Annotated in this window: 15 protein-coding genes and 3 pseudogenes; 7 read left to right on the top strand and 11 right to left on the bottom strand. The window is 72.5% G+C overall.

What is annotated here, in order from left to right; genetic code table 11:
* Positions 1-227 (bottom strand): annotated as a pseudogene (locus ACFXB5_RS20770) (hypothetical protein); the annotation flags it as partial.
* A 181-nt stretch (positions 228-408) separates the two neighbouring features.
* Positions 409-480 (bottom strand): annotated as a pseudogene (locus ACFXB5_RS20765) (hypothetical protein); the annotation flags it as partial.
* A gap of 261 nt (positions 481-741) precedes the next feature.
* On the opposite strand from ACFXB5_RS20765, the gene ACFXB5_RS20760 reads away from it, so the two are divergent.
* The gene (locus ACFXB5_RS20760) at positions 742-1,254 is read left to right on the top strand and encodes a hypothetical protein (protein WP_385209873.1); all 513 of its coding nucleotides are present in this window, start codon (positions 742-744) and stop codon (positions 1,252-1,254) included.
* 42 nt (positions 1,255-1,296) lie between these two features.
* Here the strand turns inward: ACFXB5_RS20760 and ACFXB5_RS20755 are convergent, their stop codons facing one another.
* From ACFXB5_RS20755 to ACFXB5_RS20740, 4 genes are all read right to left on the bottom strand, one after another.
* On the bottom strand, positions 1,297-2,109 hold the full coding sequence (locus ACFXB5_RS20755; protein WP_385209871.1) for a DJ-1/PfpI family protein: 813 nt from the start codon (positions 2,107-2,109) through the stop codon (positions 1,297-1,299).
* Between the two features lie 177 nt (positions 2,110-2,286).
* Positions 2,287-2,970 (bottom strand): HAD-IA family hydrolase, encoded by a 684-nt coding sequence (locus tag ACFXB5_RS20750; protein WP_385209868.1) that lies wholly within the window; start codon positions 2,968-2,970, stop codon positions 2,287-2,289.
* A gap of 178 nt (positions 2,971-3,148) precedes the next feature.
* Positions 3,149-4,285: a Gfo/Idh/MocA family protein gene (locus ACFXB5_RS20745; protein WP_385209865.1), complete on the bottom strand. Its 1,137-nt coding sequence runs from the start codon at positions 4,283-4,285 to the stop codon at positions 3,149-3,151.
* Complete coding sequence (locus tag ACFXB5_RS20740) at positions 4,282-5,448, bottom strand: DegT/DnrJ/EryC1/StrS family aminotransferase (protein WP_385209862.1); 1,167 nt, start codon at positions 5,446-5,448, stop codon at positions 4,282-4,284. Before ACFXB5_RS20740 ends, ACFXB5_RS20745 begins: the two co-directional genes overlap by 4 nt.
* A 226-nt stretch (positions 5,449-5,674) precedes the next feature.
* Here ACFXB5_RS20740 and ACFXB5_RS20735 point away from each other — a divergent pair, with 226 nt between their 5' ends.
* The 3 genes from ACFXB5_RS20735 (at position 5,675) to ACFXB5_RS20725 (ending at position 7,957) form a co-directional block, all read left to right on the top strand.
* Entirely contained in the window at positions 5,675-6,109 is a 435-nt protein-coding gene (locus ACFXB5_RS20735) for a type II 3-dehydroquinate dehydratase (RefSeq protein ID WP_037956014.1), read from the top strand.
* 76 nt (positions 6,110-6,185) lie between these two features.
* The gene (locus ACFXB5_RS20730) at positions 6,186-7,079 is read left to right on the top strand and encodes an ROK family protein (protein ID WP_385209859.1); all 894 of its coding nucleotides are present in this window, start codon (positions 6,186-6,188) and stop codon (positions 7,077-7,079) included.
* 53 nt (positions 7,080-7,132) lie between these two features.
* Complete coding sequence (locus tag ACFXB5_RS20725; RefSeq protein WP_385209856.1) at positions 7,133-7,957, top strand: MerR family transcriptional regulator; 825 nt, start codon at positions 7,133-7,135, stop codon at positions 7,955-7,957.
* 130 nt (positions 7,958-8,087) lie between these two features.
* On the opposite strand, the gene ACFXB5_RS20720 is transcribed toward ACFXB5_RS20725, so the two are convergent.
* The 4 genes from ACFXB5_RS20720 to ACFXB5_RS20705 are packed head-to-tail and all read right to left on the bottom strand — an operon-like array spanning position 8,088 to position 12,526.
* Complete coding sequence (locus tag ACFXB5_RS20720) at positions 8,088-9,503, bottom strand: hypothetical protein (RefSeq protein WP_385209854.1); 1,416 nt, start codon at positions 9,501-9,503, stop codon at positions 8,088-8,090.
* 47 nt (positions 9,504-9,550) lie between these two features.
* The gene (locus ACFXB5_RS20715; protein WP_385209851.1) at positions 9,551-11,077 is read right to left on the bottom strand and encodes a hypothetical protein; all 1,527 of its coding nucleotides are present in this window, start codon (positions 11,075-11,077) and stop codon (positions 9,551-9,553) included.
* Entirely contained in the window at positions 11,052-11,843 is a 792-nt protein-coding gene (locus ACFXB5_RS20710) for a hypothetical protein (protein WP_385209848.1), read from the bottom strand. The genes ACFXB5_RS20715 and ACFXB5_RS20710 overlap by 26 nt, the downstream gene beginning before the upstream one ends.
* Complete coding sequence (locus tag ACFXB5_RS20705; protein WP_385209846.1) at positions 11,840-12,526, bottom strand: hypothetical protein; 687 nt, start codon at positions 12,524-12,526, stop codon at positions 11,840-11,842. Before ACFXB5_RS20705 ends, ACFXB5_RS20710 begins: the two co-directional genes overlap by 4 nt.
* A gap of 332 nt (positions 12,527-12,858) precedes the next feature.
* Here ACFXB5_RS20705 and ACFXB5_RS20700 point away from each other — a divergent pair, with 332 nt between their 5' ends.
* The gene (locus ACFXB5_RS20700; RefSeq protein WP_385209845.1) at positions 12,859-13,566 is read left to right on the top strand and encodes a 4Fe-4S cluster-binding domain-containing protein; all 708 of its coding nucleotides are present in this window, start codon (positions 12,859-12,861) and stop codon (positions 13,564-13,566) included.
* A gap of 259 nt (positions 13,567-13,825) precedes the next feature.
* Here the strand turns inward: ACFXB5_RS20700 and ACFXB5_RS20695 are convergent, their stop codons facing one another.
* The gene (locus tag ACFXB5_RS20695; protein WP_385209843.1) at positions 13,826-14,992 is read right to left on the bottom strand and encodes an Appr-1-p processing protein; all 1,167 of its coding nucleotides are present in this window, start codon (positions 14,990-14,992) and stop codon (positions 13,826-13,828) included.
* 240 nt (positions 14,993-15,232) lie between these two features.
* Between ACFXB5_RS20695 and ACFXB5_RS20690 the strand changes: the two genes are divergently transcribed.
* Positions 15,233-17,719 carry a protein kinase gene (locus ACFXB5_RS20690; protein WP_385209840.1) on the top strand — a complete coding sequence of 829 codons (2,487 nt, stop codon included), beginning with the start codon at positions 15,233-15,235 and terminating at the stop codon, positions 17,717-17,719.
* Positions 17,716-18,737: pseudogene (locus ACFXB5_RS20685) on the top strand (hypothetical protein); the annotation flags it as partial. The gene ACFXB5_RS20690 and the pseudogene ACFXB5_RS20685, both read left to right, overlap by 4 nt.

Raw genomic sequence — 18,737 nt, 5'->3', positions numbered from 1 at the left:
GCCCGCGCGGGCGCGGGGGCGACGGCCGGGGGCGGGGGGCGGGGCCCCCCCCCCCGCCCCCCCCCCGCCGTGGTGCCGGCCCAGGCGATCGCCTGGGGCAGCCGGGGCGGTGTGGGCAGTCGACGGGCCAGGGTGCCGGTGACGGCCAGCGCGAGCGCGGCGAGCAGCGCGATGGCGCCGACGGCCGTGGCCAGCCGCGTGGCGAGCAGCTGGGCGGCGCGTGGCACCGGACCGTCGTGGCCGGGTGCGGTGCTCGAGGTCAGATACCAGCATGCGGTGAGGAAGGGGGTGGTGAGGGCGACGGCCCAGGCGGTGTGCCGCGCCTGCGCGATGGTCAGCTCCCGCTGACAGCCCGGGCGCGAGTTCCTCCGGGGTCCCGAACTCCCGGACCGCGTCGTCCGCCGCCCGGGTGGGTGTGGATCCGCCGCAGATATGCGCCGCCACCGTCTCCGTAAGGCCGTCGCGTATCTCCTCGATCATCCGCGCCTTGGCCCGCGCCGGACCGTGCAGGACGGCCGTCAGGTCGGCGATGTGCTTCTCGACGGGATCGGCTTCGACGGGGTTGGCTTCGATGGGATCGGCCCTGTCGGGATGGGCTTCGGCGGACCGGTCTGCCGGCCGTGGGCGCTCATATGGCGGACCGGGGCTCTGCCCCCGGGTTCAGAACGGAGCCGATCGCCCTGGTGAACTCCCGCCATGCGGTGCGCTCCTCGGCCAGACCGCCGGGTCGGAAGGCTTCCCATGACCAAGCTGTTGCTGTCCATACATGTCCTCGCGGCGATCCTGGCGATCGGGCCGATCGCGGTGGCCGGCTCGCGCTTCCCGCGCTATGCGCGCCAGTCCGCATCGGCCCATTCCGCCCATTCCACCCAGTCCGCATCGGCGCGGCCCGAAGGTTCCGACGCTCAACGCGCCACCGCGGTCGCCGCGCTCCCGCACCGGATCTGCCGTGGCTACACCCTCGTGGGTATCGCCGTGCCGCTCTTCGGCCTGGCCACAGCCGCCCAACTCGGTGTGCTCACCGACGTCTGGCTCATCGCGTCGATCGTCCTGACCGCGGTCGCCGCACTCGTCCTCGCGCTGGCCATCATCCCGGCCCAGCGGGGCCTGCTCACCGTACCCGAGGACTCGGCCACGAAGGGGAATTCCGCGGTGGCGGCTCGGCTGGCCATGCTCACCGGGGTCTTCAACCTCCTCTGGGCGATCGTCGTCGTGCTGATGATCGTCCGGCCGGGCTCGACCACCGGAGCGTGACGTCCGTCCCCGCCTGACGCCACGCCCCGGACGGCCGGTCGGCTAGCGCGCTGCGTCCGCGATCAGTTTCAGCGCCAACTCCCGCAGCCCCGGGTCCGCCTTCTCCGGGCTGCCGGTGTCGAAGGGCGGGTCGGGGTCGTACTCCACGGCGAGCTGCATGGCCTGGGCGGTGCGTTCGTCGGAGAGGCGGGCGGCGAGGTGCAGCCCCATGTCGATACCGGCGGACACCCCGGCCGCAGTGAGGATCTTCCCGGCTTCGACGAACCGCCCCGGTGTGTAAATGGCGCCGACGTCCGCCAGATACGAGCGCGAAGCCCAGTACGTGGTGGCGGGCACACCGCGCAGCAGCCCGGCGGCGCCCAGGATCAGCGCTCCCGTGCACACCGAGGTCGTCCAGGTGGATCCGCGGTGGATACGGCGGATCCAGTCCAGGACCGCGGGGTTGGTCCTCGGCGGCGTGGTGCCGCGCTCGACACCTCCGGGCACCAGCAGCACATCGGCCCGCGACACGCTGTCCAGGGAGCGCTCGGCCACCAGCCCCAGCTCGCCGGTGTCGGTACGGACCTGCCCGGCCCGCTCGGCCACCATGGTCACCGTCACGCCCGGCACCCGGCACAGCATCTCGTACGGTCCGACGGCGTCCAGCGCGGTGACCCCGTCGTACAGCAGCACGGCCACCCGCACCGTGCCCTCGCCTCCCTCGCCTCCCGCGGCTCCCTCTGTTTCCTCTGCCCTCTCGACACCTTCGGCCCGCGCGGGCGCCACCGCTCCGAACGACGTCACCAGCCCCGCGCCCAGTCCGCTTGCCGCTGCCGCCTGGAGCAGCTTGCGACGGCCTCGGTCCACACCTGTCATCAATGACTCCCCGATTCGATGGATGAGCCGACGAGTGCCGGCGAACCAGGTAGTCGTTCCGGAGGACGGCCGAGTTCCCGGAAGGTACGAGCCGGGGCCCGGGCCCTGTGCGGGGGACCCGGACCCCGGGCGGAGGCATCGGTCGGTCCAGTCGGTCGGGTGGGTGGACGGACGGACCTACGGAATCGTCAGCGACAGCAGTTCGGACGGCTTGTGCAGGATCACATCGGGCTCCGCCGCGAGCAGGGTCTTCTCATCGGTCTCACCCCACATCGCGGCCACGGCGGTGATCCCGGCCGCTCGCGCGCTGGCCAGGTCGGTCACCGCGTCCCCGACCATCACGGTCCGGTCGGGATCCGAGCTCATGACGTCCATCGCCTTCAGCACGATGTCCGGCGCGGGCTTGGGCCGGGCCACTTCGTCGGAGCCGAGGATCACATCGAACTGCCCGTCAATACCGAGGGTGTTGAGCAGCGAGCGGGCCCGCGGGCCGCTCTTGCCGGTGGCCACGGCGAGCCGCAGCCCGCGGTGGCGCAGCTCCGACAGCAGCTCGGGCACACCGTCGAACATCTCCACCAAGTGGGCGAGCCGGTAGCTCTCGCGGACGAACGGGCCCTCCATCTCCAGTGGCAGACCCATGATCCGCATGATGTCGGGGAAGTAGCGGCCCAGATGGCGGTTGTACTCCTCGAAGGGCGGCTCACCGTCGCCGACGACCTCGGCGTAGGCGAGGGTGAATGCCTCGCGCATCACCGCGAAGCTGTTGACGAGGACACCGTCGAGGTCGAAGACCACCGAGGTGACCGGGGCGATACCCGCGCCGGAGGGCGGGCCGCCGTGACTGATCGGATGGCTGGTCATTGAGCACTCCCGTAGTGCGGGCACGGCCGGTAGACGGACCGCCGGTCCGGGTCTCGGATGCGGTCCGGAGAACGTGGACCGCAAATGCGGTCCGTGGAAGGAAATGACGAGGGCGGAGCCGAGGAGGCGGTGAGGGGGCAGCCGGTGCCGACTCGGTTCACACCGGTACCGGCGCGGTTCACACCGGCGCCGACTCCCGGACCTCCCGGGGAATCCGGGCGGAGCTGTAGACCCGTTCGATGGCGCCGATGGTCCGGCGGACCTCCTCGATCACCCGCCCCCGCCCCGCCGGGTCGCGCAGCTGCCCGGGAAGCATGTCGAGCTGCCGGTCGTACTCGGTGCCGATCGGTTCGGTGGGTACGGCCACCGGGCGGGTCGTACCGTCGACGGTGCGGGTCAGGGTGGACCTCTCGAGGCGGTTCGGGCTGAACCCGAAGGTGCAGCGCAGGGTCGCGCTGCCGCCGCTGCCGTCGATCGTGACCCGGGTGGTGTCCAGCTCCTCGTGCGAGGCCCAGCTCGCGTGCAGCACGACCGAACGGCCGTCGTCGGTGATGAGGAACCCGCGCGCGGTGTCCTCGACATCGGTGGCGCCATTGGCGGCGCCCGGGAGCGCCGGGCCGCCGTCGTCACCGCGCCACGCGGCCCGGGAGGACCGCTGGGTGATGAAGTCGGAGGACACGGTGCCGATGGCGTGCCGGAACGCGGCGGTGCCCAGCAGCGGAACCGCGATGTCGAACAGATGCCAGCCCAGGTCGACCAGCGCCCCGCCGCCCGCGAGTGACCGCTGGGTGAACCAGCCGCCCCGGTCGGGTACGCCACGCGCCCGCACCCAGGCGAGTTCGACATGGCGGATACGGCCCAGCCGGGCGGCGATCCGGTACAGCCCGCGCACATCGGCGCGGTAGCGCGCCGCGCTTCCGGCCAGCAGCACCGCGCCACCGGAGCGCTCCGCGGCGGCCAGCCGCTCGGCCTCCTCCGAGGTCAGGCACACCGGCTTCTCCAGGAACACCGGAATCCCCTTGACCAGCAGCTCGCTGGCGACCGCGCAGTGCAGATGGTTGGGCACCGCGACCACCGCCAGATCCACCTCGGCGGGATCGAGGTCGTGGACCGCCGCCAGCACCGGTAGCCGGTCCGCGCCCTCCGGCTCGGCCTCCGCCACGGCCGCGCGGCCGCGCTCGTCGGGGTCCACCGCGGCGGTCACGGTGAAGGCGGGATTGCGGCGCAGCCGGGGCAGCCAGATCGAGCGGGCCGCCCACCCCAGCCCCACCACGGCGGTCCGGATCGGCCTTTCGCCGATGTACGGGGCGCTCATGCGTCCGCGAGCACGTCGGCGACGACGGCGGCCACTTCGTGCATCTGCGCCTCGCTGCCCAGCAGCACCCGGTGGTGCAGCCATATGCAGTCGCGGGTGAGCGCCTCGGAGTGCGGGCAGCGGCGGGCGAGTTCGTCCACCGTCAGATCCGGCGCCGCGGCCTCCCAGAAGGCGTCCGTGCGGTAGACGGCGCGGAAGGCGACGAACGTGGGCACCCCGCGCTCGATGAGCACGTCGACGACCTTGGCACGGCGCTCCTCGGTGATGCCCGGCACCCGGAACATCGCCATGTAGTGCGGGTTGCGGTCGCCGCGGTCGTCACGCGACTGCGGTACGACACCGGGGATCTCGGCGAGCAGTCGGCTCAGCACCGGCCAGCGCTGCTCACGCGTGGTGATCTGGTCCTCCAGCCGGGCGAGTTGGGCGCGCAGCACCGAGGCGGAGAACTCGTTCAGCCGGAAGTTGGAGCCCGAGGTGCGGTGGAAGTAGCCGCGGTCGGTGCGCGGACGTCCACAGCTGTGCCGGACGAAGCCCTTCTCGTACATCTCGGCGTCGGGGAAGAGCACGGCGCCGCCCTCACCGGCGGTCATCAGCTTGCCGTTCTGGAAGCTGAACGCCGCGACCGAGCCCAGCTCACCGACCCTCTTGCCGCGCCATCGCGCCCCGTGGGCGTGGGCCGCGTCCTGGATCAGCGGCACCCCCGAATCGGCGGACAGCTTGTCCAGCGCGTCCATGTCGCACATCTGACCCGCCATGTGCACCGGCATGATCGCGCGGGTCTTCGGGCCGATGGCCGCCTCGACCGCCGATGGATCGATGCAGTACGTGTCCGGGTCCACGTCCACCGGAACGGCCACCGCGCCCAGCCGCTGTGCGGCCTGCGAGGAGGAGATGAAGGTGAACGCGGGAACGATCACCTCGGAGCCGGCGCCGACGCCGAGCACTTCGAGGGCGAGCTCCAGCGCGTGCGTCCCGTTGGTGACCGCCAGGGCGTGCTCGCTGCCATGGGCCGCGGCGAACTCCGCCTCGAAGGCATCGACCTCACCGCCCCCGATGCGCCACCATTGCCCCTGATCCAGGGCCCGGATCAGGGCCTCGCGCTCCTCGTCGCCGTAAGTCGGCCATGCGGGCAGCTCGGATCGCAGTCGCACATCATTGCTCATGATTTCCCTACTCCCTTAATGCGTTATGGAGGCGGGTCCGCGGCGGACGCATTAGCACGCTAACCGGACGGCGGGCGAAACGTCATTCCCCCTCAGGGCCCCCCTATAGCCCCCTTAAAAATGCGGTTGACCAAACTCCCAGGCCGAGGCCAAGAGGGCCGTGCTATAAATGCACTTCCGTGATGAGCCGCTGTAATTCAGCCGATCCCACATGGTGAGGTGCGCAGTGAGCAGGCTGTTGTTGGTGAACGGACCGAATCTCGGCATCCTCGGGAAGCGTCAGCCCGAGATCTATGGCACGGATACCTTGCAGGACATCGAGCGCTGGGTCGGAGAAGAGGTCGCGGAGCGCGGCTGGAAAGTGGATTCCTACCAGTTCGATGGCGAAGCGGAGATCATCCAAACCATTCAGGGGAACTACGACACGGTCGGCGCCATCATCAATCCGGCCGCGCTCATGATGGCCGGATGGGGCCTCAGGGACGCGCTGGCCAACTATCCGAGGCCCTGGATAGAAGTGCATCTGTCGAATGTCTGGGCCCGTGAGCAGTTCCGCCATGAGTCGGTGACCGGACCGCTGGCCGCGGGCGTCATCTTCGGGCTCGGCGCCGTGGGCTATCGGCTCGCCGCCCGCGCCCTGCTCGAAAAGGTACCGGACTGAGCGCCCGCCACGCCGTCACCCCACACCGCGAAGGCTGACGAGCCGGGAGACGACCATCAGTCATCTGGGAATCGACGTGGGCGGCACCAAAGTGGCGCTGCGCCTCGAACATGACGACCTGAGCATCCGCGAATCCTCCTTCCGCTGGGCCGAGCCGGACGGTACGGACGCCATCACGTCCGGCGGCGCCACCCGCGACCTGGAGCTGCTGGCCCGGCACATCAGGGAGCTGTGCGCGGGCCGCCCCGAGCGGCTCACCGGCGTCGGGGTCGCGCTGCCCGCCACCCTCGACGCCACCGGCGCGGTCACCGCCTGGCCCGGCCGCCCCGGTTGGGCCGGAGCGGACCTGCGGGGCGCGCTGTCCGTGCTCTTCGGTGACGCCGAGGTGCGCTGTGCCGACGACGGTGATCTGGCGGCCCTCGCCGAAGCACACGAGGCGGGCTGCCCCGATCTGCTCTACCTCGGCGTCGGCACCGGGATCGGCGGTGGCATCGTGCTGAACGGAAAGCCCGTCCCCGGCGTGGGCCGCGGCTCCTGCGAGGTCGGCCACCTGATCGTGGACCGCGACGGCCCGCTGTGCGACTGCGGACGGCGCGGCTGCGTCCAGGCGGCGGCCTCGGGCCCGGCGACCCTGCGCCGGGCGGCGCGGCGGCGGGGCGAGGAGGTGGCCTTCACCGCGCTGCGCGAGGCCGTGCGGGACGGAAGGCAGTGGGCCGTGGCGGCGCTGCGGGAGAGCGGCCGGGCCCTGGCCACGGCCGTGGCCGGTGTGTGCGAGCTGGTCCATCCCTCGCTCGTACTGATCGGCGGAGGGTTCGCCGCGGCGATGCCGGAGCTCGTGGCGATGGTGGCCGAGCGGACGACGGCGCTGGAGCGGCCGGGGCATCCGCTGCCACCGGTCCGGCCTGCGACACTGGGTGGGCTGTCGTCACTGCACGGCGCCGTTCTGCTGGCCAGGGGACTGCCGGCCTGATCCGGGCGCCCCTTGACCCTCACACCGTGTCAGGCGCTGAACTCGGAGCCATCATGTTCACCATCGGAGACTTCGCCCGGCACGGCCGTGTCTCGGTCCGGATGCTGCGCCACTACGACGCCACCGGACTGCTGCGCCCGGCCCATGTCGACCCCGCCACCGGATACCGCTCCTATTCGGCCGCCCAGCTCAGCCGGCTGAACCGGATCATCGCGCTGAAAGGGCTCGGCTTCACCCTCCAGCAGGTGCGGGACATCGTGGACGACAAGGTCGGCACCGAGGAGCTGCGCGGCATGCTGCGGTTGCGGCGGGCCGAGCTGGAGGCCACGGTGGCCGCCACGGCGGCACGGCTGGTGCAGGTCGAGGCGAGGCTCCGGTCGATCGAGAGCGAGGGACACATGCCCACGAACGACGTCGTCATCAAGATCCTCCCCGCGGTGCGGGTGGCGGAGCTCACCGCGACCGCCGCCGGTTTCGACCCCCAGGACATCGGCCCGGTCATCACACCCCTCTACGACGAGCTGTTCCGGCGCCTCGACACGGCGGGCATCACCCCGACGGGCCCCGGTGTCGCGTACTACGAGGACGCCCCGGAAGGCGGTGGCGCCGTCACCGTTCACGCCGCCGTCCAGGTCTCCGCCCCGCTCCGGGACGGTGCGGACCTGCGGATTCTCGATCTGCCGCCCGTCGACCGGGCCGCGACCATCGTGCACCGCGGCTCGATGGACGCCGTGGTGCCCACGGCCCAGGCCCTGGCCCATTGGATCGACGGCAACGGCTACCGGTCCGCCGGCTACCCCCGGGAGATCAACCTGGAGTGCCCGGAGAACCGCGACGAGTGGGTCACGGAACTCCAGGCACCGGTGGTCCAGGCCTGACGGCCGGGCCGGCCGTAGCGGGACGACCGGCCCGGCCACACGAAGGGCGGCCACCGGCCAGGTGGCCGCTCAGCCGGACGAGGGTGGCCGCTCAAGCCGGGCGACGTGGCCGCTCAGCCGGACGAGGTGGTCAGGAGGCCTGTGAGCGGCTCCTTCTGCGGGGGCGGCCCGCCCCGGGCGGTTCGGTGCGCGGGTCCACCCCTAGTTGCTTCAACTGCTCGAAGTCGGCCGTGTCCATCTTCTCCAGTATCTCCAACTGCCGGGCCAGGGCATCGGTTTGGCCCTCGACATCGTCATGCCGTCTGAGCGCGGCCGCCGTGGTGATGTGGAAGCGGGCCAGGGCCACCTTCAGACTGCGGCTCTCCAGGATCATCCGGTAGCGGGTCTCCTCCGCCAGCGCGTCCTGCACCGATCGGACCGGCCGGGCGAAGAACAACGTGACGATCTGCCCCACCCCGAGCGCGCCGAGCACGGCGGGGCTCTGCCACCCGATACGGTCCGGGAGGAAGACGCCGACGAGCGACAGCAGAAGTGCGCTGGCCAGCAGGCATGTGCCCAGTCCCAGCAGGAACTTGCTGGCGAAGCCCACCGTGTGCTGCGCTCGTCGGAGGCGTTCGGCGGTCTGGATGCGATAGTCCCGCATCCTGGCGTCCTCGTAGGACAGGATGCCCTGCTTGTCCTGGATGTACGAGGAGTAGCCCACGAACTCCGCGTCCCCGCCACGGGACAGCGGCCGGTCGTCGTCCGGCCGCGAGCCCAGGAAACGGGCCAGCTCCGCCAGTCCGATCATCACCTCGGTGTGCAGCACACGCTGGCAGAAGTCCAGGGCCGTCAGATGGCGCTCCAGGGTCCTGCTGGCGGTGAGCGCGTCCGAGACGACGAGCTGCCGCACGTCGTAGCGCGAGCGGATGCCGGTCAGCAGCAGCTGGACCTTGATGTCGGTGAGGACACCGATCACCACGACATGCGTGGTCTCCTGCCGTCCGTCACCCAGCAGACCGTCCAGCAGCGTGGTCAGCGGCGCCGGTTCGCTGAGGTCGGGGCGTCCGCCGGAGCTGTGCTGGAAGTCGAAGAGGGTGTTGGACCGCACATGGTGGACCCGGAGTTTCCCGCCCCAGCCGTCCTCGGCGTCCGCGGGCGCGCGCAGATCCGGGGCCAGCAGGTCCGTGAGCCCGTCGACATACGCCGCCCCCCAGGTGCCGGCCTCGCAATGCGCCCCGTACTGCCTGCGCTCCAGGTCGTAGGCCTCTCCCGGGACATGCCAGTCACGGATGTTGATCAGATGCAGGACGCCGTCGCCGTGGCCGCGCATCCGGGAGCCGACGGTGGCGTCGAGGAAGCGGGCCAGTGGCGAACGGCGCAGCTCCGTCTCGGACAGGACCCGGCGGTGGCCCTCCGTGCGGAGGGACGCACCGCTCTCGCTGTCCAGCAGCAGCTTGGAGACCGCGCCGTCCGGCAGGGACAACTGGCAGTCCAGGTTGAGGAAGAAGTCGTTCTGCAGGCACTGTGTGATGAGTATGTACTGCGACGGTGCCGTTGGCTCCATCGCCACCCCCCGTGGATCCGAGTGTCTTTACGGTGCGCCGCACGCCCTCAGCGCGGCAGCAGCGGCCACTCACTTGACAGCCGCATGGCGGCCTCCGTGACCGCCGGATCGCCGGACTCCATGGCCACGCCGTCCAGGTAGGCGTGGGCCGCCGCTTCGTACAGCTCGTCGACCGCGTAGAGCCGCTCCTCATGGGCCGCGCGGCGGGCGGTCGTGCGGGCGCCCAAGGCGGCCTCGGCCTCCCTGGCGCGCTCGGAGCCGGCGAGATCCGTCTCGATGTCCTGTTCCAGCTCCCGCAGCTGCTCGGCCCTGTTCCGGTACGCCGCCAGATACGGGTGCTCCTCGCCCAGGCCGATCAGGAAGGCGATGCCACCGGAGAGCAGCAGCAGTGCGATGAACATCCAGGACACGCTGTGCGGGTCCAGGTGCAGGGACTCGATGAGGCTCGGTGGGTTGCTCACGCTGTCCCCGACATCCGCGGCCACATCGGGCGGCAGATCCAGCGGAGGCTCCTCCCGGAACGCCACCTTGGCCCGCAGATCCCCCAACGCCCAGGCGCCGTAACCCCAGACGCCCAGCAGGGCGAGGGCGGGCACCGACGACAGCCGGACCGCGCCCGTGGCGGAGCGCCCCCGGAGGATCCAGCCCGCGATATGCGGGGCGAGGATCATCGCCACCGCCACGGCCACCATCAGGCTGTAGGAGAGCACATCGGCGAACCGCCCGACACCGTGCAGATTCTCGAACACCGAGTAGTAGACGGGCAGTTCGACCACGATCAGCGCGGCCAGCACCCCGAACTTCATCCCGCGCGGCATACCGGGGCGCGCCGCCGCGCCCTCCCATGCCGCCCTGGTGGACAGGGCCCGCTCGGCCGCGTCCGCCTCCGCCACCGGATCGGGGTCGGACACCGCCTGCCAGTGGGCGTGGCCACCGGTGGTCTGCGGCTCGTCCTCGTGCCGCGTGGCGCCCGGCCGTTCGGGACCGGTGGCGTCGCCTGCGTCGGCGGGCATACGGGCGCGCAGCCACCGGCGCTCGAAACCGCCCCGTACGGTGTCACGGAAGGTCTGCCACCGGTCGGCCCGCCGCGCCAGCCGGTCCAGCTGGTCGGTGGTCACCGTCTGCTGCCGCTCCAGGGCGGCCCGCCGCCGGCCCGCCCGCTCCAGCCGCACTCCGGCGGCGGAGGCGGCCGCCCGGAGCCGGCTCGCCTCCAGCGCGCCGTCCTCCTCGGCCCGGGCATGCTCCTCGGCGAGCCGGTGCCGGACCTTGTTGCGCAGACTGGCCAGCTCGGCGAAGTAGGGCACCCGGTCGGGACTGGCCAGCACCCAGGGGTCGAAGATCTTACGCGTGGCCGCCGAGGCGCCGTGTTTGCGCGCCCGGTCCCGCAGCCAGACGGTGTCACCGGCCCGGATGACATCCGAGGCGACGGGCTCGGGCTGTGGCAGCGCCCCGTCGGGGAACCGCCGCGCGGCCGTCCGCCCGCCGCGCCGCCCGCGGTCCGCGTCGGCCCTGCGGCGGCGCAGCCTCAGCCGCCGCGGCGCCTCGCCGTCACCGGCGGTAGGTGGTGTGGACATGTGCCTTCACCCTCCCCTCCAGAAGCTCCGTCCAGAAGGAGTTGAACTGCTCGTACCGGGAGGTGTCGGTGCCGTACTTCATGCCGTAGCCCACCGGGTAGATATCGGCGCCGGACAGCTCCGGCCTGCCGTGCGACTTCAGGAAGTCGTCGATGACGGTCCGGCGGCTCGCGGCGGTGGACAGGTCCTGCCGCCCCAGCCGGAAGTCGGTGTCGCCCTGGTCGAAGTCGCTCACCACCAGGACGTCGAACGACGCGTCGTCACCGGACGGCTTGGACAGCCCGATGCGCGACAGGCCCCCGAGCACATCGGAGCCGGGCTCCTCCTTCTGGGCGCAGCGCAGCAGCTTCAGGGCGTTGGAGAGGGCCACCGCGCGCATCGTGGTGCGGGTCCGCTCGCGGTCGGCGGTCTTCGAGGTGTTCGGGTCCAGGTCCAGCGGGCTGACCTGGCACTTGGACGCCTCGGACACCTTGGTGATGGGGGCGAAGGACGTCTTGCGGCACTTCTTGTCCGCCAGGAACGTCTGCAGGGTCGCCTTGAGCTTGGCCTTCGCGTCGAAGCCGGTCCGGGAGGCGGCCGCCGAACCCGAGCCGTCGACCACGACGCCACACGTCCGGGAGTAGCGTGACGGTTCGTCGGAACCGCAGGCGGTGCCGCCCGCCGCGAGGGCGAGTACCAGCGCGGCGGTGAGCGCGCGCCGCCGGTTCCGGCGCCGCCGGGCGCCCGGGTGCTCCGGAGCGGGGCTGTGGACGGTCTGGACGGTCATCGTGCGGTCCTCCCGTCGACGCGGTCGGTGTTCTGCCGTTCGAGTATGTGCAGCGCCCGAGAGGTGGCCGTCCAGGCGTTCTCGTCGTCGGCCAGCAGCCAGACGTCGGGCTGGTACCAGGACTCGTCCAACTCCACCCGGCCGGGCAGCCAGTCCCCGGGCGGACGCCGGGGGAGCCGGGAGAGCTGGGGGTGGGTCTCGCGCACCGCGTCCCAGTAGCAGGCCAGTCGCTGATTGGCCTGGTCGACGACGGCCTGGGCATGCGACCGGCACCGGTCCACGCTGGTGCGCCACTGGCCCATCCAGTGGCCGTACCGCGCGAGCGCCGCGGGCCGGGGGTCCTCCCGGACGTCGTACTGGGTCACCACGCGCACCGACTCGGCGCGCAACCTGCTGAGCAGGGCGTGCTCCCGCCCGATGAGGGCGGCGCGCATCTGCTCGGTGGCCCGGCGGACGCCGGTGCGCACCTCCATCACATACGGGGTGATCAGCAGTTCAGGAGCCGGTGGCTCGATCGGCGGCGGTGGCGTCTTGCCCCGCTCCTCCTCGCGCGGCGCGGGAAGCGGGACGCGGGGAACGCCGCGGGCGCCGTCGCGCTTGCCCCGCCATCGGGCCGCGAAGCGGGCGGTGCGGCCGAGCCTTCCCCGGCGCACCACCCCGTTGACACTGTCGGTTGTGATCATGGAAATGGATCCCCCGATTTCCCCGGTGCGGAAATTCCCGCTCCGGACAGCCGATTGCGGACAGTGGTATTCCGCTTTCTCCCGCAAAGGGCTCGCAGTCGATGTGGATGACGCTGACGATGTCGTTGTCGATTCGATTCCCTGTCAGACCGTATCGATGAGGTCGTACCCGGGAATGCTCCCCACAGGACACGATCCTGAAAACGCCCGGAAGTCGACCGGAGAACGCCCTCGTCGACGCCTGACGCCGGGTCATACTGGAACGGTTCCGGGGAACGCCTCTTTGATCATGAATCCCGGAACACGACCTCGGGGGAATGGGAGATGGGTCGGTGGAGAACGTTCCAGGGTGCGCGGAGCCCAGGCTCCGGGTCAGTCAGACGCACTTTCCGGTGGAGACCCTGGGCCCGGGGCGGCGCCTGGGCATCTGGTCCCAGGGGTGCGGGCTGGCCTGCGCCGGCTGTATGTCCCGGCACACCTGGGATCCGTCGGGCGGCGCCTCCCGTACGGTGTCGTCCCTGCTCGGGCTGTGGCGCGAGGCGTTGGCCCGGGGCGCCGACGGGCTGACGGTCAGCGGCGGCGAGCCGCTCGACCAGCCCGCCGCCCTGGAGGCCCTGCTGGCCGGTGCGGTGCGGGCCCGCGCGGAGGCGATGGCGCCGGGCGGCCCGGCGGCGGGCCGCGAGATCGACATCCTCCTGTACACGGGATACGAGGAGGAGGAAGTGGAAGCCGACGCGGCGCGCTCCGCCGCCGTCCGCCACGCCGATGTGCTGGTGACCGGACGGTTCCGGGTGGCCGAGCCCACCGCCCTGGTGTGGCGCGGCTCGGCGAACCAGCGCATGCGGCCGCGTACGGCGCGGGGGCGGGCGCGTTACCAGGAGCATCTGGCCCGGACGGAGAGCGGGCCGCGTCTGCAGATGGTCGAGGGGGACGGCGATGTGCGGCTCTACGGAGTGCCGCGGCGCGGCGAACTGGCCGCGCTGGAGCGTCGGTTGCGGCGGGCGGGGATCGCCCTCACCGCTGCGAGCTGGCGCCCCTGAGCGGGGGCGCCGGCTCGGTCGGTACGGCTCGTGGTGGGCCGGTCGGCAGGGCATGCGGTGGCCCGGTCGGCAGGGCACGCGGCGGGCCGGGCGGTACGGCGTGCGGCGGGTCCGGCGGCTGTGGTCAGGGGCGCGGCGGGCCGGGCGGCGGTGGCCAGGGACGCTGTGGGTCGGGCGGTCGCGTGCCGGGCGGCCGTGGCCGGGGCTGTCGTGGGCCGGGCGGCTGGGGTCCGGGCCGCCGTGGTCCACGCCGCTGTGCTCACAGCGCGCCCACGGCCTCGGCGATCTCCCGGCTGCGGACCACCAGGTGCACCCGCCAGCGGGCGTCCCGGGCGAGTTCATCGCGGATCGCCCAGCGCAGCCAGGTCGCGCTGACCGCCGGTGCCAGTCCGCCCCGGCCCGCGCCGAGCAGCGGAAAGCAGATGGAGGACAGGGCGGGTTCGTACCGGTCGCGCTCGGCCCGGGCGAGCGCGAAGCACGCGCTGACCGCGCGGGCGATGCTCTCCGGGCGGACCTCGTACGTATCGTCCAGCGGTGTGGCCACCGCGGCGTGGTAGATCCGCCGGACGCCGCGCGCGGCGAGCGCTCCCGGCGAGGTGGGCACCACCGTGCCCGGCCGGATCGGCAGCCCCGGGCGGCCGTGGGCGCGCAGCCACCCGGCCAGTTCGCGGGCGAGCACATCGTCGACGATCTCCCCGGCGGGGTCACGTACGGCGGCGGCCAGGCGCAGCGCGCCCGAGACGGTGGGGCGGAAGGTCTTGGACATCTCCAGGTAGACGTTCTCCGAGGAGACCAGCACCTCGATGTCCCGCAGCAGTTCGATGGGGGAGACATGCAGGGTGAACGTGCTCTGCGCGTCGACCGGCACACTGTCGACCCGCAGCGGAGGCTCCTGGACTGTCCGGCCTGTCCGGCCTGTCCGGCCGGTCCGGCCGCCGCGCGCGAGCGTGCTCTGCCCGGCGGCGCTGGGTCCGCCGGGGAGCTGTGCCCCGGTGTCCGGTCCGGGGCCGCGTCCAGGCGAGCCCTGTCCGCCGGAAGGGGGCGGCGGCTCGCGCAGGATGGTCAGCACGGCCTCGGCGAGCTGCTGGATGACCTGCGGTTCCTGGTGCTTGCGGAATCGCTCGGGGGTGACTCCGTACACGGCGGCGGCCGTCTTACGGCGGTCATGGGCGGGCGCGCCCCGGCGGTCGGGGAGCAGCCCGAAGGTGTGGGCCGCGGCCCGGCCCAGCAGATCGCGCTCGCCGAGGCGCCGTACCGCCTCCTTGAGCAGCGCCTCGATACCGGCCGGGGCGTCGTCGGAGCCATCGCAGAAGCCGCCCGCCACGGCCGCGGCGCGCAGCGCCGGTCGATCGATGCTGCGCAGATCTGGGAGTCCGGGTCTGCGTATGCCTTTGAGTTCTTCCAGGAGTTGATCGTATGTGGGCAAATTTGACTCAAATGACTCCTGACTCATGGTCACCAGGCTAGCGACCGGCCGAGAAAGAGGAAATCGGTCTCCCGGCGGCCGTTCCCTGCCGGGCTTTGTGCCGCCGGTAATTCACGCCGCGCTGGAACAGATTTCCGATTTCCGGGGTTCCGCTTTCTTGATCCACGGCCCGGCGGCCCCCGGCCGCCGTCGTCGCCGCCATGAATCCGACAACGCCTGCCCGTTCACGAGGTGACCTTTGTGACCCATCCGCACCAGCAACCGCCCCTCACGGAATACGAGGACGACGAGGAGTACGGGGTCTCCGGGGAGCCCGGAGAGCCCGGAGAGCATCGGCGTGGGCACGACCCCGGGCCGCCGCCCACCGAACACGAGGAGCCGCCCCCGTCGGCGGCCGCCACATCGGCCGGGCCCACCGAGGACGAGATCCCCTCGGCGGCGTCCGCGCAGGTCGCGCACGGGGGTCGCGATCTGCGCGGGGACACCGGAGCGCTGCCGGTCTCGCTGCGCGGCCGGTTCCGGCTGCGGGCCGTGCTGCGCCGCCCCGACCATCCGCACCAGGCGGCCGTCTTCCGCGTCGAGGACGAGCGCGGCAGCCACATCCTCAAGTGGTACCACCGTGGCCACGGCCCGGACCGCCGGGTGTGGGAGCCGCTGCGGGACCGTCCGCGCCGCCACCTCACCCACTTCACCGAGACCAGCGACACCGGGGCCGACGGCCATCCCTACGACCTGGCGCCCTCCTACGGCGAGACCGACCTGGCCGGATATCTGAAGGACAATCCCGGCCCGGCCGACCCCGTGCTCATCCACAGCGTCGTACGGCAGTTGCACGAGGCCCTCACCACCCTGCACGAACTCGACATCGTGCACCGGGACCTCAGCCCCGCCAACATCGTGCTCGGCAGCCTCGACCCGGCCGCCCCGGACCTGGTCCTCGTGGACTTCGCCGTGTCCGCCCATGAACCCGCCGAGCGCTACACCCGGGACGAGCGCTGGGTCGGCACCGCCCTCTATATGTCCCCGCAGGCGTCGCTGCGCCACCAGCTGATCCATCCACCCGCCGACTGGTGGTCGCTCGGCATGATCGTCGCCGAGATGGCCGGGGGACGCCACCCGGTCCGGTTCACCGACAACGACTTCGTCCGGGAGGAGATCAGCTCCCGCGCCCCGGATCTGTCCCTGGTCACCGACCACCGGCTGCGGCGGCTGTGCCGGGGGCTGCTCACCCGCGACCCCGACCACCGCTGGGGCACCGACGAGGTGGCGCAGTGGCTGGTGGGCGGTTCGCCGCCGGTCGCCCCCTGGGAGACGGGCGCGGCCCCCGGGGCCTCGGATCCGGCGGACGACCCGGACATCGAGCCGTTCGCCTTCCTCGGCGAGCGCTACACCCGCCCGAAGCAGCTGGCCCGGGCGTTCAGCGAGAACTGGCGGCCCGCTCGGCAGCTCCTCTCCCGGCGGCGCGGTCGCAGTGAATTCACCGGCTGGCTACGGCAGTTCGAGGGCCGCCCGGGCCGCGACGCCGAGGAACTGACGGCGCTGCTCGGCCTCCTGGAGCCGCAGCACCCCGCCACGCCACCGCGTGAGCCCAAGCCGGCCACGATGGTGCGGCTGATCTCCTGGCTCGGCCCCACCCTCGACGCCTCCTACCGCGGGGTGCTGCTGGACCACGCGGGGCTGGGCGATCTGCTGCGGGATGCCGGGAACGGCAATGAGTTCGCCCTCTCCGTCGTGGAGGACCTGCGGGACCACACCATCCTGTCGCTGCTGGACTCACGGCCCGGGGGTGAAGGGCTCGCCGAGGTGCAGCAGCGCTGGCTGACGGCCCGCTCCCGCTGGCAGCACACCGTGGACGAGGCACTGCACGCGTCGCCCTGGCTGCGCGACCGCCGCGCCGAGGTGAGCGCCGCCACCCGGCTCGACCGCTCCCGGCTCACCGCCCTCCTCTCGCTCGCCGCGGTCCCCACCGAGCACCGGCGCAGGCTCCAGGAGCGGACCGCCCAGCTCCAGGCGGTGTTCCCGCAGCCGGTGGCCTGGTACGGCCGATTGCTACGCGACCCCGACGACCTGGTGCGGATGCAACTGGCCGAGTGGCTGGCCGGATTCGCCGAACAGGAGTCCGCGGAGGCGCAGGGCCGGGTGAACGACGAGCGCGTCCTCCTCCGCCGGGAGCGCGACCTGGACGTGGCCATGCTGTGGGTGCGCAGACAGGAGATGCTGCCCACGCTCTGCTGGGCCCTCGGTGGGGCCGTCGGCCTCGTCTTTCCGTGGATCTTCGTGATCGGCCTCGGCGATCTGACGGGATGGCCCGCTCAGCGCGCGGTGCTGACGGCGTGGATGCTGGCCGTCCCGGCGGCCGCCGCCGTCCTGGCCCTGGAGCTGTGGACGGCCTATCGCATCGGCAGCCCCGGCTACCACCCGGAACGTTCCCTGGCCGGGCTGCTGATCGACCGAGTGCGGCCGGTGGCCCGGTTCATCCGCCGCCCCGGCTCGCGCTTCCCCGTCCAGGGCCTGCTGATCCTCCCGGCCATCGCCCTGTTGTGGGTCACCGTGGCCTACGCCCCCTGGGTGTGGCCGATCGCCACGGTGGCCGTTCTTCTCTGGTGGACCTGGCACCGGACGCGGTGCTGGCGCCGCTATATGGCGGAGCTGCGTGTCCGGGACGACCGGGTCCGCCCCGGCCGGCCGCGGGCGGCCACCCCGCCGACGTCAGGGAGTGTCACATGAGTTCAGGACAGGCGATCCCCAGCATCGGCGATGTGATGCCGGATGTGTACTTCCCCCAGCCTCCGGCCGCCGAGACCGTCCAGCAGACGTTTCAGAACACCGTCCAGAACACCGGAGTGCCGCACCAGACGGTCCAGGGCACCGGCCTTTCGGACCACATCGGCACCGGCGTCGGCCAGCACCTCGGCGACGCCGTGCAGAGCGCCGGGGGCCACGCGATGCACGCCGCCATGGACCAGCTGCACGACATGATGGTGCCCGCCCTGATCGGCCTCGGCTCGCTCAGCGGGGCACTGCTCGTCGGCCGCGCCACCATGGCCGGGGCGCAGGTGCTCGCGGCCGCCGCCCTCCGCGCCGCCGAGTACCAGGACGAGCTGCGGCAGCGGCAGTTGGATGCCCGGCGGGCCGCCGAGTGCTGGCGGGACGCCGCCTTCGCCGCCGTCCGGGCCAACGCCCGCATCGACACGCTGCGCGCGCGCATCCGGCGGGCCGCCACGATCGCCGGACCCGACGGGCCCCCGGAGCCGCCCGACCTGCCGCCACCGCTGGCCCTGACCGGCATGTGCCTGGACGAGGTGTGGCGACAGCTGGCCGACACCGACCGCCGACTGCGCCACGCGGAGGCCGCGTACGCACGCGCCACTATGGAGGCCGCCGCCCGCCCGGTGGCCGGAGTGCACCCCGCGGACACCGGCGGGCACGCCACCCTGCGCGCCCGCCGCCGTAAGGCTCTGGAGGAGTACGAGGAGGCGGCCACCGAAGCCGAGGCGCGCGGTGCGCTGCCACAGTCGCCGCCCGCCGCCACCGCGGCCGCGAGCGAGGAGGAGGTGCTGCGGCTGGGCGCGGACCTGCTGGCCATGCTGCCGCACAATGTGGCGGTGGCCGACTACCGGCTGGTGGAGGAGAAGGTCACCGTCGCCGCGGAGGTGGGCGCCCCCCCGCCCCCCGCCGCCCCCCCCCCACGGAGGGGGGGGGGGCGCGGGGGGGGCGGGGGGGCGCGCGCCGCGGCGCCGCCGCG

Source organism: Streptomyces sp. NPDC059455, from assembly GCF_042750115.1.
GTDB classification, from domain to species: domain Bacteria; phylum Actinomycetota; class Actinomycetes; order Streptomycetales; family Streptomycetaceae; genus Streptomyces; species Streptomyces endocoffeicus.
Note: the sequence above shows the minus strand (reverse complement) of the source record. Positions and strands in the feature narration are given on the sequence as shown.